The sequence below is a fragment of the Streptomyces sp. OfavH-34-F genome (assembly GCF_022347745.1).
Taxonomy (GTDB): Bacteria; Actinomycetota; Actinomycetes; order Streptomycetales; family Streptomycetaceae; genus Streptomyces.
This window is the reverse complement of the sequence record NZ_JAKRGC010000183.1, coordinates 1-12,514: the sequence shown is the minus strand read 5'-3', so window position 1 is coordinate 12,514 and position 12,514 is coordinate 1. Positions and strand designations below refer to the sequence as shown.

Genomic DNA, 12,514 nt, shown 5'->3' with positions numbered 1-12,514 from the left:
CGGCGGCCCCGGCTGCGGCTGCGGCCCGCCGAGCGGGTGCCGGTCGCGGCCGGCCTGCGCTGGGGCTGGGCCGGCTGCGGGACCTCTATGACGACCGCGACGCCGGAGGGTTCGCGGGCGCCGGTGAGGCGGCTCAGTTCCTCGTCGGTGGACTTGATGCGGGTGGTGCGGGGGGCGATGCCCGCGTCCTGCATCAGGCGGGTCATGTCCCGCTTCTCCTCGGGGAGGACCAGGGTGACGACGCTGCCGGACTCCCCCGCGCGTGCGGTGCGTCCGCCGCGGTGGAGGTAGTCCTTGTGGTCGGTGGGCGGGTCCACGTTGACGACGAGGTCGAGGTCGTCGACATGGATGCCCCGGGCCGCCACGTTGGTCGCGACGAGCGCGGTGACCTGGCCGTTCTTGAACTGGTCGAGGGTCCGGTTGCGCTGCGGCTGGGTGCGTCCGCCGTGCAGGGCGGCGGCGCGGACCCCGCTGGCCAGCAGCCGCTTGGCGAACCGGTCGGCGCCGCGCTTGGTGTCGACGAACATGATCACGCGGCCGTCGCGGGCGGCGATCCGGGTGGCGACGGCCTTCTTGTCGGTCTCGTCCAGGACGTGCAGGACGTGGTGCTCCATGGTGGTGACCGCGCCGGCCGACGGGTCGACGGAGTGCACGACGGGGTCGGTGAGGAACATCCTGACCAGGCGGTCGATGTTCTTGTCCAGGGTCGCCGAGAACAGCATCCGCTGGCCGTCGGGCTCGACCTGCTTGAGCAGGGCGGTGACCTGGGGCATGAAGCCCATGTCGGCCATCTGGTCGGCCTCGTCCAGGACGGTGATCGCGACCTGGTCCAGGCGGCAGTCGCCGCGTTCGATGAGGTCCTTGAGCCGGCCGGGGGTGGCGACGAGCACCTCGGCGCCGCGCCGCAGGGTGGCGGACTGGCGGGTGATCGACATGCCGCCGACGACGGTGGCCAGCCGCAGGTTGACGGCGGTGGCGTACGGGGTCAGCGCGTCGGTGACCTGCTGGGCCAGTTCCCGGGTGGGGACGAGGACCAGGACCAGGGGGGCCTTCGGTTCGGCGCGGCGGCCGGCGGTGCGGGCGAGGAGCGCGAGGCCGAAGGCGAGGGTCTTGCCGGAGCCGGTGCGGCCCCGGCCGAGGATGTCGCGGCCGGCCAGCGAGTTGGGCAGGGTGGCGCCCTGGATGGGGAACGGCGCGGTCACGCCCTGCGCGGCGAGGGTCTTCAGCAGGGCGGCGGGCATGTCCAGCTCGTCGAACGCCTCGGCGGCGGGCAGTGCGGGGGTGATGGTTTCGGGCAGCGCGAATTCGCCCTGCGGCGGGGTGGCCCTGCGACGGGGCGACGCCTTGCCGGAACCCTGTGCGGTTGCCTTCGGCCCGGCCGCGCCGCGCCCTCGGGAGGGGCGGTTGCGGGTGGGACGGTCCTGGCGTTCGGAGCGGGTCATACGGGTTTGTCCTCCTGGGACAGCACGAGCCGGGGCCCGCACCGTGAAGGTGCGGACCCCGGCTGCGAAGGATGCGTCGCCGACGATCAGGCGGGGACGATGTTCTCCGCCTGCGGGCCCTTCTGGCCCTGCGTGACGTCGAAGCTGACCTTCTGGCCCTCGACGAGCTCGCGGAAGCCCTGGGCGTTGATGTTCGAGTAGTGGGCGAAGACGTCGGCGCCGCCGCCGTCCTGCTCGATGAAGCCGAAGCCCTTTTCAGAGTTGAACCACTTGACGGTTCCCGTAGCCATGTTGTTCTCCTTCAGGAGGTGCAGTGCCGGAAATTCGCACTTTACGAATTCCAAGTCGCCGCATTGAGCCCCATCCGGAGAAAGCCGGAAAACAATAATGCGCCTGACGAAGCATTCCCGTCAGGCGCACATAAAGTCATGGGTACCAAAACTGCAACGAGGTCCACGGTAGCACGATCTGCCGTCGTGTGGTGTGACGTGGGCCTCGTCGCGGCCCGGCGCGGCGCTCAGCCGCCCTCGGAGAGCGTCCCCTCGTCGTTGCCCCGGCGGATCGTGCGCAGGGGGCGGCCGGGGTGCCAGGTGCTGATGACGATGGTGTCGCCGCCCTCCAGGCCGACCCGCACCACCTCGGTGGGTTCGACGCGGAAGAGGTGGAAGGGCTCGGGCGGGGTGCGCTCCTCGATGAAGCGGGCGAGCACCTCGGGGTCGGTGATCTCGACGGCGCGGCCGGAGATGCGGACGTCGCCGTCGGTCATCTCGGCGCCGGGGCCGGGGTTGGCGTGCACGCAGAAGCGGGGGTCGCGGCGCAGGTCGAGGGCCTTGCGGGAGTTCGGCATCATCCCGAGGTGCGGCTCGTCCCGCCAGAAGTCGACCTCCAGGCCGGTGAGCCGGGGCGAGCCGTCGGCCCGGAGGGTCGCGAGGACGTGGTGCCGGTGGAGGGCGAAGCGGCGGCGGACGGTGTCGGCGAAGGCGGGTTCGGCGGTGCGGAAGTCGGCCCAGGTCGTGGTGGTCATGACGTCATCGAAGCCGGGATACCCGACATCCTCTGTCCGTGTTTCCGCAGGAGTCGCCGGGCCCACCCGTTCGGGCGCCGGGCGCCGCCCTGGCGCGGGCGCACGGTGCCGCGTTCGCTATCTTGTTCGCCGCCGATCCCCCCACCGGCCGCCGCATACCCGTACGGACGAAGGAGCCGGCCATGGAGGCCGACGTCACCACGTGTTACCGCCATCCGTCGTACGAGACGTATGTGAGCTGTGTGCGCTGCGAGCGGTTCATCTGCCCCGCCTGCATGCGGGAGGCGGCGGTGGGCCACCAGTGCGTGGAGTGCGTGAAGGAGGGGCAGCGCTCGATGCGCCGGCCCCGGACGGCGTTCGGCGGCACGGTGTCGCGGACGGCGGTGCCCGTCGTCACGTACGCGCTGATCGGCCTGAACGTGCTGGCGTACCTGGCGGAGCTGATACGGCCGGGGCTCGTCGACCGGTTCGAGATGGCGGGGGCCTGGCTGACCGACGGGGACGGCGCGCGGTACGTCTACGTCGACGGCGGCTATCCGGGGTTCGACGTGGTCGGGGTGGTGGGCGGCGAGTGGTACCGGCTGCTGACCGGCTCCTTCCTCCATCTGCCGCCGGACGGCACGTCGTTCGGGTCGCTGCCGTTCGGGGTGCTGCACATCGTGTTCAACATGTACGCGCTGTGGACGCTCGGCCGGGGGGTCGAGGAGCAGCTGGGCCGGGTCCGTTTCCTGGCCCTGTACCTGCTGTCCGCGCTGGGCGGTTCGGTGCTGGTGTACCTGGTCTCGCCGACGGACGCGGTGGTGGGCGCCTCGGGTGCGATCTTCGGTCTCGTCGCCGCGTTCTACGTGATCGGGCGGCGTCTGGGCCGGGACCGGCGGGAGGTCAACGGCTTCCTGGCCGGGTTCCTGGTGTGGATGCTGCTGTCGGCGGCCTTCACCTCGTGGGAGGCGCATCTGGGCGGTCTGCTGACCGGGGCGGCGGTGACGGTCGTGTACGCGTACGCGCCCGCCGGGCGGCGGGCGTACGTGCAGGCGGCCGGCTGTGTGGTGCTGGGGGCGGCGCTGGTGCTGCTGGTGGTCCTGAAGACGGCGGCGCTGACCGGCTGAGCGGGGGCCGGGGGCCGGCCCCGGTCTGACACGATGACGCGCATGCGGAACGATCACTTCCCGCCGCTCCTGCCCGCCCCGGTGCGGCGGCTGCACCCCCTGGACTGGCTGGCCGGCGGGCTGCTGCTGGCGGGCGTGGTCGCGGTGGCGACCGGGCTGCTGCCGTCCGCCGCCGCGCAGGACCAGGTGCGGCGCATCGGTCCGCTGCTGGCCTTCCTGGCGACGGTGATCGTGCTGGCGGAGCTGGCGGGCCGGGCGCAGGTCTTCGACGTGGTCGCGGCATGGGTGGCGCGGGCGGGACGGGGGCGCTATCCGCTGCTGTTCGGCCTGTGCGTGGCGTTCGCCTCGCTGACGACGATCACGCTGAACCTGGACACCACGGCGGTGCTGCTCACTCCGGTGATGCTGGCGCTCGCCGGGCGGGTGGGGATCGCGGCGGTGCCGCTGGCGATGACGACGGTGTGGCTGGCCAACACGGCGAGCCTGCTGCTGCCGGTGTCGAACCTGACCAATCTGCTGGCGGCGGACCGGGTGGCGCTGTCCCCGGCCGGGCTGGCGGCGGTGATGTGGCTGCCGCAGCTGGCGGCGATCGGGGCGACGGCGCTGTGCCTGTGGGTGTTCTACTGGCGCCGGGGCCGGCGGGGCGCCGACACGTACACCCCGCCGCCGCTGCCCTCCCCAGGGGACCGGGTGCTGCTGGGGGTGTGCTCGGCGGCGTGTGCCGGGTTCCTGCTGGCGATCCTGCTGGTGGAGGTTCCGCTGTGGTCGGCGTCGCTGGTGGCGATGGTGGTCGTGGTGGCGGCGTACGCGGTGCGGCGGCCCGGGGAGCTGCGGCTCTCGCTGATCCCGTGGCGGCTGCTGGTGCTGGTGCCGGGGATGTTCCTGGTGGTGGAGACGGTCGACGCGCACGGGCTGCACGAGGTGCTGGTGCGGGCGCTCGGCTCGGACGAGGGCCTGGCCGGGCTGCTGCGGACGGCCGGGGTGGGTGCCGGGCTCGCCAACGTGCTGAACAACCTTCCGGCGTACGTGGCGGGTGAGGCGGTCGTGCCGGCGGACCACCACCGGCAGTTGCTCGCGCTGCTGATCGGGGTGAACGCGGGGCCGCTGGTGACGCCGTGGGGGTCGCTGGCGACGCTGCTGTGGTTCGAGCGGTGCCGGTGGCAGGGGACGCGGATCGGGGTGCGGCGCTTCGCGCTGACCGGTCTGGTGCTCGCGGTGGTGGCGACGGGGGCGGCGACCTGTGCGCTGGCCCTGACCGGCTGAGCGCCGCCGGAGCCCCCCGCCCGTGGCCGTACGGCCCGCGTGTCCGTCCCCGGACGCGCCACGGCGCCTGCCGGGTCCGGTCGGGGACGGGCAGGCGCCGCGTTCAGTTCCGCACGCCGTTGTGCGGGACGTCTGTGTGCCGTGTCAGACCGTGAGGGCACGGTCCGTCGGGCGGATCGGGGCCGGCAGGGCGCTGGCTCCGGTCAGGAAGCGGTCCACGCCGCGTGCCGCGGAGCGGCCCTCGGCGATGGCCCACACGATGAGGGACTGGCCGCGGCCCGCGTCCCCGGCGACGAACACGCCGTCGACGTTGGTCGCGTAGTCCGCGTCACGGGCGATGTTGCCCCGTGCGTCGAGTTCCAAACCGAACTGCTGGACCAGGCCGTTGGACTGGTCGGTGCCGGTGAAGCCCATCGCGAGCGTGACCAGCTGCGCGGGGATGACCCGCTCGGTGCCGGGCTTCTGCTCCAGCTTACCGTCCTTGAACTCCACCTCGACGAGGTGGAGGGCCTGGACGTTGCCGTCCTCGTCCCCCTCGAAGTGGGTGGTGGAGACGGAGTAGACCCGCTCGCCGCCCTCCTCGTGCGCGGAGGTGACCTTGTAGAGCATGGGGAAGGTCGGCCAGGGCTGGTTGGCGTTCCGCTCCTCGCCGGGCCGGGGCATGATCTCCAGCTGGGTGACGGACAGGGCGCCCTGGCGGTGCGCGGTGCCGACGCAGTCGGCGCCGGTGTCGCCGCCGCCGATGACGACGACGTGCTTGCCCTCGGCGGTGATCGGGGAGACCGTCAGGTCGCCCTCCTGCACCTTGTTGGCGAGCGGCAGGTACTCCATCGCGAAGTGCACGCCGTTCAGCTCGCGGCCCGGCACGGGCAGGTCGCGCGAGACGGTGGCGCCGGCGGCGATGACCACGGCGTCGTAGCGGCGGCGCAGCTTCGCGGCGTCGATGTCCCGGCCGATCTCGATCTCGGTGCGGAACTTGGTGCCCTCGGCGCGCATCTGCTCGATGCGGCGGTTGATGTGCGACTTCTCCATCTTGAACTCGGGGATGCCGTAGCGGAGGAGGCCCCCGATGCGGTCCGCGCGCTCGTAGACGGCGACGGTGTGGCCGGCGCGGGTCAGCTGCTGGGCGGCGGCGAGGCCGGCCGGCCCGGAGCCGATGACGGCGACGGTCTTGCCGGACAGCCGCTCCGGCGCCTGCGGGGTGACGTCACCGTTGCCCCACGCCTTGTCGATGATCGAGACCTCGACGTTCTTGATGGTGACGGCCGGCTGGTTGATGCCGAGCACGCACGCGGACTCGCAGGGCGCCGGGCACAGCCGCCCGGTGAACTCCGGGAAGTTGTTCGTGGCGTGCAGCCGTTCGGCGGCGGCGGTCCAGTCCTCGCGGTAGGCGTAGTCGTTCCACTCGGGGATGAGGTTTCCGAGCGGGCAGCCGTTGTGGCAGAACGGGATGCCGCAGTCCATGCAGCGGCCGGCCTGCTTGCTGATGATCGGGAGCAGCGAGCCCGGAACGTAGACCTCGTTCCAGTCCTTGACGCGCTCGCCCACCGGGCGGGTCTGCGCGACCTCGCGGCCGGTGGTCAGGAAGCCCTTGGGGTCAGCCATTGGTCGCCGCCTCCATCATCTTCTCGGTGGTCTCCTGCTCGGAGAGACCGGCGAGCTCAGCGGCGTCCTTGGCGGCGAGCACTGCCTTGTAGGTGGACGGGATGATCTTGCTGAAGCGGGTCACGGCGGTGTCCCACTCGGCGAGGAGCTTCCCGGCGACGGTGGAGCCGGTCTCCTCCTGGTGGCGGCGCACGACGTCGTGCAGCCACTGCGTGTCGGTCTCGGTGAGTTCCTCGACGGCACCGAGGTTACCGGCGTTGACGTTGTCGCGGTCGAGGTCGATGACGTAGGCGACGCCGCCGGACATGCCGGCCGCGAAGTTGCGTCCGGTCTCGCCCAGGACCACGGCGTGGCCGCCGGTCATGTACTCGCAGCCGTGGTCGCCCACGCCCTCGGAGACGACGGTGGCGCCGGAGTTGCGGACGCAGAAGCGTTCGCCGGTGCGGCCGCGGAGGAAGAGTTCACCGCCGGTGGCGCCGTAGGCGATGGTGTTGCCGGCGATGGTGGAGTACTCGGCGAGGTGGTCGGCGCCCCGGTCGGGGCGGACGACGACGCGGCCGCCGGACAGGCCCTTGCCGACGTAGTCGTTGGCGTCGCCCTCCAGGCGGAGGGTGACCCCGCTGGGCAGGAAGGCGCCGAAGGACTGGCCCGCGGAGCCGGTGAAGGTGATGTCGATGGTGTCCTGGGGCAGGCCCGCACCGCCGAACTTCTTCGTGACCTCGTGGCCGAGCATGGTGCCGACCGTGCGGTTGATGTTGCGGATCGGGAGCTGGGCGCGGACCGGCTGGGCGGCCTCGGGGGTCGCGGCGCCGAGGGCGTCGGCGGCCAGCTCGATCAGCTGGTTGTCGAGCGCCCGGTCCAGGCCGTGGTCCTGCTCGGTGTTCCGGTACCGGACGGCACCCTCGGGCAGTTCGGGAACGTAGAACAGCGGGGCCAGGTCCAGGCCCTGGGCCTTCCAGTGGGTGACGGCCCGGTCGGTGTCGAGGAGTTCGGCGTGGCCGACCGCCTCCTCGATGCTGCGGAAGCCGAGTTCGGCGAGGAGTTCGCGGACCTCCTGGGCGATGAACTCGAAGAAGTTGACGACGTACTCGGCCTTGCCGGAGAAGCGGTCGCGCAGGACCGGGTTCTGGGTGGCGATGCCGACCGGGCAGGTGTCCAGGTGGCAGACGCGCATCATGACGCAGCCGGAGACGACGAGCGGCGCGGTCGCGAAACCGAACTCCTCGGCGCCGAGCAGGGCGGCGATGACGACGTCGCGGCCGGTCTTGAGCTGGCCGTCGGTCTGCACGACGATGCGGTCGCGCAGGCCGTTGAGCAGCAGCGTCTGCTGGGTCTCGGCCAGGCCCAGCTCCCAGGGGCCGCCCGCGTGCTTGAGCGAGGTGAGCGGGGAGGCGCCCGTGCCGCCGTCGTGGCCGGAGATCAGGACGACGTCCGCGTGGGCCTTGGAGACACCGGCGGCGACCGTGCCGACGCCGACCTCGGAGACCAGCTTCACGTGAATGCGGGCCGCCGGGTTGGCGTTCTTGAGGTCGTGGATCAGCTGGGCCAGGTCCTCGATGGAGTAGATGTCGTGGTGCGGCGGCGGCGAGATGAGGCCGACGCCCGGCGTGGAGTGCCGGGTCTTGGCGACCCACGGGTAGACCTTGTGGCCGGGCAGCTGGCCGCCCTCGCCGGGCTTGGCGCCCTGGGCCATCTTGATCTGGATGTCGTCCGCGTTGACCAGGTACTCGCTGGTGACGCCGAAGCGGCCGGAGGCGACCTGCTTGATGGAGGAGCGGCGGGCCGGGTCGTAGAGCCGTTCGGCGTCCTCGCCGCCCTCGCCGGTGTTGGACTTGCCGCCCAGCTGGTTCATGGCGATGGCGAGGGTCTCGTGCGCCTCGCGCGAGATGGAGCCGTAGGACATGGCGCCGGTGGAGAAGCGCTTGACGATGTCCGCGACGGACTCGACCTCCTCGATGTCGATCGAGGGGCGGTCCGACTTGAAGCCGAACAGGCCGCGGAGCGTCATCAGGCGCTCGGACTGCTCGTTCACCCGGTCCGTGTACTTCTTGAAGATGTCGTACCGGCGGTTGCGGGTGGCGTGCTGGAGGCGGAAGACGGTCTCCGGGTCGAACAGGTGCGGTTCGCCCTCGCGGCGCCACTGGTACTCGCCGCCGATCTCCAGCGCGCGGTGCGAGGCGGAGATGCCGGTGGCGGGGTAGCCCTTGGCGTGCCGGGCGGCGACCTCCTGCGCGATGACGTCGAGGCCGGCGCCGCCGATCTTGGTGGCGGTGCCGTTGAAGTACCGGTCGACGAAGGCCTGGTCGAGGCCGACCGCCTCGAAGACCTGGGCGCCGCGGTAGGAGGCGACCGTGGAGATGCCCATCTTGGACATGACCTTCAGGACGCCCTTGCCCAGGGCGTGGATGAGGTTGCGGATGGCCTGCTCGGCCTCGACGCCCTCGATGAAGGTGCCGGCCCGGACCAGGTCCTCGACGGACTCCATCGCCAGGTACGGGTTGACCGCGGCGGCGCCGTAGCCGATCAGCAGCGCGATGTGGTGGACCTCGCGGACGTCGCCGGCCTCGACCAGCAGGCCCACCTGGGTGCGCTGCTTGGTGCGGATGAGGTGGTGGTGGACGGCGGAGGTGAGCAGCAGCGAGGGGATCGGCGCGTGCTCGGCGTCGGAGTGCCGGTCGGACAGGACGATCAGGCGGGCGCCGTCCTCGATGGCGGCGTCGGCCTCGGCGCAGATCTCGTCGAGCCGGGCGGCCAGGGCCTCGCCGCCGCCGCCGACCCGGTAGAGGCCGGAGAGGGTGGCGGCCTTCATGCCGGGCATGTCGCCGTCGGCGTTGATGTGTATGAGCTTGGCCAGCTCGTCGTTGTCGATCACCGGGAAGGGCAGGGCGACGCTGCGGCAGGACGCGGCGTTCGGCTCCAGGAGGTTGCCCGAGGGGCCGAGGACGGAGCGCAGCGAGGTGACGAGCTCCTCGCGGATGGCGTCCAGCGGCGGGTTGGTGACCTGCGCGAACAGCTGGGTGAAGTAGTCGAACAGCAGCCGGGGCCGGGCGGAGAGCGCGGCGATCGGCGAGTCGGTGCCCATGGAGCCGAGCGGTTCGCCGGCGGTGCGGGCCATGGGGGCGAGGATGACGCGCAGCTCTTCCTCGGTGTAGCCGAAGGTCTGCTGGCGGCGGGTGACCGAGGCGTGGGTGTGGACGATGTGCTCCCGCTCGGGGAGGTCGCCCAGCTCGATCTCGCCGGTGGCCAGCCACTCCTGGTAGGGGTGCTCGGCGGCGAGGGACGCCTTGATCTCGTCGTCCTCGATGATGCGGTGCTCGGCGGTGTCCACGAGGAACATCCGGCCGGGCTGGAGGCGGCCCTTGCGGACGACCTTGGCGGGGTCGATGTCCAGGACGCCGACCTCGGAGGAGAGGACGACCAGTCCGTCGTCGGTGACCCAGTAGCGGCCGGGGCGCAGTCCGTTGCGGTCGAGGACCGCGCCGACCTGGACGCCGTCGGTGAAGGTGACGCAGGCCGGGCCGTCCCAGGGCTCCATCAGCGCGGAGTGGTACTGGTAGAAGGCGCGGCGGGCCGGGTCCATCGAGTCGTGGTTCTCCCACGCCTCGGGGACCATCATCAGCACCGAGTGCGGCAGCGAGCGGCCGCCGAGGTGGAGCAGCTCCAGGACCTCGTCGAAGGACGCGGAGTCGGAGGCGTCCGGCGTGCAGACGGGGAAGATCCGGTCGAGGGGCGCGTCGCCGAAGAGGCCGGAGGCGAGCTGGGACTCCCGGGCGCGCATCCAGTTGCGGTTGCCCTTGACCGTGTTGATCTCGCCGTTGTGCGCGACGAAGCGGTACGGGTGTGCGAGCGGCCAGCTCGGGAAGGTGTTGGTGGAGAAGCGCGAGTGGACCAGGGCGACCGCGGTGGCGAAGCGGGGGTCGGAGAGGTCCGGGAAGAAGGGTTCGAGCTGACCGGTGGTGAGCATGCCCTTGTAGACGAGGGTGCGGGCGGAGAGCGAGGGGAAGTAGACCCCGGCCTCGCGCTCGGCGCGCTTGCGCAGGACGAATGCCTTGCGGTCCAGGGCGATGCCGGTGCTCTCGCCGTCCGCCACGAAGAGCTGGCGGAACTCCGGCATGGTGGCGCGGGCGCCCTTGCCGAGGATGCCGGGGGTGACCGGGACCTCGCGCCAGCCGAGGACGGTGAGGCCCTCCTCGCCGGCGATGGTCTCCAGGGCGGCGACGGCGTCCTCGGAGCCGTCGGCGGGCAGGAAGGCGATGCCGACCGCGTAGGCACCGGCGTCGGGGAGGGTGAAGGGGACCTCGGCACGCAGGAAGGCGTCCGGGACCTGGAGCAGGATTCCGGCACCGTCACCGGAGTCGGGCTCCGAGCCGGTGGCGCCGCGGTGTTCGAGGTTGGTCAGCACGGTGAGCGCCTGCACGACCATCTCGTGGCCCGGCACACCGGTGAGCGTGGCTACGAACCCCACGCCGCAGGCGTCGTGCTCGTTGCGGGGGTCGTACATCCCCTGGGGGGCGGGGCGACCGTCCATGGGCGACCAGGCGTCGGTGCGCATCGGCTCTCCCGTCGTCGTCGTGGCATATGCGGTGCCGAGGGACGACGTTGGCCCTCTGCGAAAGTTGATGCAGGTTACATGATGGGGCGCTTCTCACAAAGCGGATGAACTGGTCCAACATGCGGACACCGCCGGAGACGGTGAAAGGGGTCGCTGTCGGATGATCGGCGCCCGGGGAGACCGCGGGGGCAGGCATCTTTGCCTGCGGTGCCTACGGCTCTTGCCCGGTGGCAGGGAAACCCAAACCACCAAGCGATGACTACTTATGCGCAGCCTTGTATAGAGCCTCATTTTATGACGGCCGGGCCGGTCCCGCCCAGGGGTGCGGGTCAGGACGTACGTCACACGACCGGCCCGCACATTTCGGGCCGATCGTGTGAAGCCGGGCCGCCCGGCACCTTCGGAGGGCGGTGGTCAGCCGCCGACCGCCACGCCGAACAGCGCGCCGAGCCCGTAGGTGATCGCGGCCGCCGCGCCGCCGAGGGCCAGCTGCCGCAGTCCGCTGAACCACCAGCTGCGCGCGGTCACCCGGGCCACCACCGCGCCGCAGCCGAACAGCCCCGCCAGGGCCAGCAGCACGGCCGGCCACAGCGCGTCGGCGCCGAGCAGGAAGGGCAGCACGGGCAGCAGGGCGCCCAGCGCGAAGGCGGCGAACGACGAACCGGCGGCCACCAGCGGCGAGGGCAGGTCGCCCGGATCGATGCCCAGCTCCTCGCGGGCGTGTATCTCCAGGGCCTGCTCCGGGTCGCGCGAGAGCTGGCGGGCCACCTCGCGGGCGAGCGCCGGTTCGACCCCGCGCGACTCGTAGAGCGCGGCCAGCTCCCGCTCCTCGTCCACCGGGTGCTTGCGCAGCTCGCGCCGTTCGACGTCCAGCTCGGCCTCGACCAGCTCGCGCTGGGAGGCGACGGAGGTGTACTCGCCGGCGGCCATCGAGAAGGCGCCCGCGGCCAGCCCGGCGAGCCCGGTGATGACGATGGTGCGGTGCGAGACGTCGCCGCCCGCCACGCCGGTCATCAGGGCGAGGTTGGAGACGAGCCCGTCCATCGCGCCGAAGACCGCGGGACGCAGCCAGCCGCCGTTGACGTCACGGTGGGTGTGGTTGTCCCGGTGCGCCTCGTGCAGGACGGCGTCGGTCTCGATGATGGCCACGGTGGTATCTCCCCTCTCCGGAGACGGGCCTTCTGCCCGCCCGCCCCCGCTCGACTCCTCGAAAATACGCACGAAAAAACGCCCCCGCCAGCAAGGCAGGCCGTACTTACCACCCTGCGTAACCGGATAGGTACGGCTTGCCTTGCTGTCCGGAAGGCTTCATCCGAGTGGCCCTTTTGTGCCGGTGATCTGCCTTCGTCCCGGCTCCGCGTGGAACGGATTCCACAGGCACGAGTACGGGCTCGGTACGAGCGAAGGGTCGACGCGATGGAGACGTTCGCAGGAAATCCGGCGGCACCGCGGGCGGACGGCAGCCGAACGGGCGCGCCGCGCCCCGGGCCGGAGCGGGGCGCGCCGGAGCGGGGGGCCCTAT

8 protein-coding genes are annotated in these 12,514 nt (G+C 71.8%); 2 read left to right on the top strand and 6 right to left on the bottom strand.

Annotated elements, in window-relative coordinates; genetic code table 11:
- The 3 genes from MHW47_RS23215 to MHW47_RS23205 all read right to left on the bottom strand — a co-directional run.
- A partial coding sequence (locus MHW47_RS23215; RefSeq protein WP_239225717.1) for a DEAD/DEAH box helicase occupies positions 1–1,442 on the bottom strand: 1,442 nt, incomplete at its 3' end.
- 86 nt (positions 1,443–1,528) lie between these two features.
- The gene (locus tag MHW47_RS23210) at positions 1,529–1,732 is read right to left on the bottom strand and encodes a cold-shock protein (protein WP_018104519.1); all 204 of its coding nucleotides are present in this window, start codon (positions 1,730–1,732) and stop codon (positions 1,529–1,531) included.
- A gap of 227 nt (positions 1,733–1,959) precedes the next feature.
- Positions 1,960–2,466, bottom strand: a complete 507-nt coding sequence (locus MHW47_RS23205) for a pyridoxamine 5'-phosphate oxidase family protein (RefSeq protein ID WP_239225716.1) — start codon at positions 2,464–2,466, stop codon at positions 1,960–1,962.
- A 182-nt stretch (positions 2,467–2,648) separates the two neighbouring features.
- On the opposite strand from MHW47_RS23205, the gene MHW47_RS23200 reads away from it, so the two are divergent.
- Both MHW47_RS23200 and MHW47_RS23195 read left to right on the top strand, forming a co-directional pair.
- On the top strand, positions 2,649–3,572 hold the full coding sequence (locus tag MHW47_RS23200) for a rhomboid family intramembrane serine protease (RefSeq protein ID WP_239225715.1): 924 nt from the start codon (positions 2,649–2,651) through the stop codon (positions 3,570–3,572).
- Between the two features lie 42 nt (positions 3,573–3,614).
- Positions 3,615–4,835, top strand: coding sequence for an SLC13 family permease (locus MHW47_RS23195; RefSeq protein ID WP_239225714.1), 1,221 nt, complete (start codon positions 3,615–3,617; stop codon positions 4,833–4,835).
- 144 nt (positions 4,836–4,979) lie between these two features.
- On the opposite strand, the gene MHW47_RS23190 is transcribed toward MHW47_RS23195, so the two are convergent.
- The 3 genes from MHW47_RS23190 to MHW47_RS23180 form a co-directional block, all read right to left on the bottom strand.
- The gene (locus MHW47_RS23190) at positions 4,980–6,440 is read right to left on the bottom strand and encodes a glutamate synthase subunit beta (RefSeq protein WP_239225713.1); all 1,461 of its coding nucleotides are present in this window, start codon (positions 6,438–6,440) and stop codon (positions 4,980–4,982) included.
- Complete coding sequence (gltB, locus tag MHW47_RS23185) at positions 6,433–10,992, bottom strand: glutamate synthase large subunit (protein WP_239225712.1); 4,560 nt, start codon at positions 10,990–10,992, stop codon at positions 6,433–6,435. The genes MHW47_RS23190 and gltB overlap by 8 nt, the downstream gene beginning before the upstream one ends.
- A gap of 414 nt (positions 10,993–11,406) precedes the next feature.
- Positions 11,407–12,141 (bottom strand): VIT1/CCC1 transporter family protein, encoded by a 735-nt coding sequence (locus MHW47_RS23180; protein ID WP_239225711.1) that lies wholly within the window; start codon positions 12,139–12,141, stop codon positions 11,407–11,409.
- Positions 12,142–12,514: the final 373 nt, after the last annotated feature.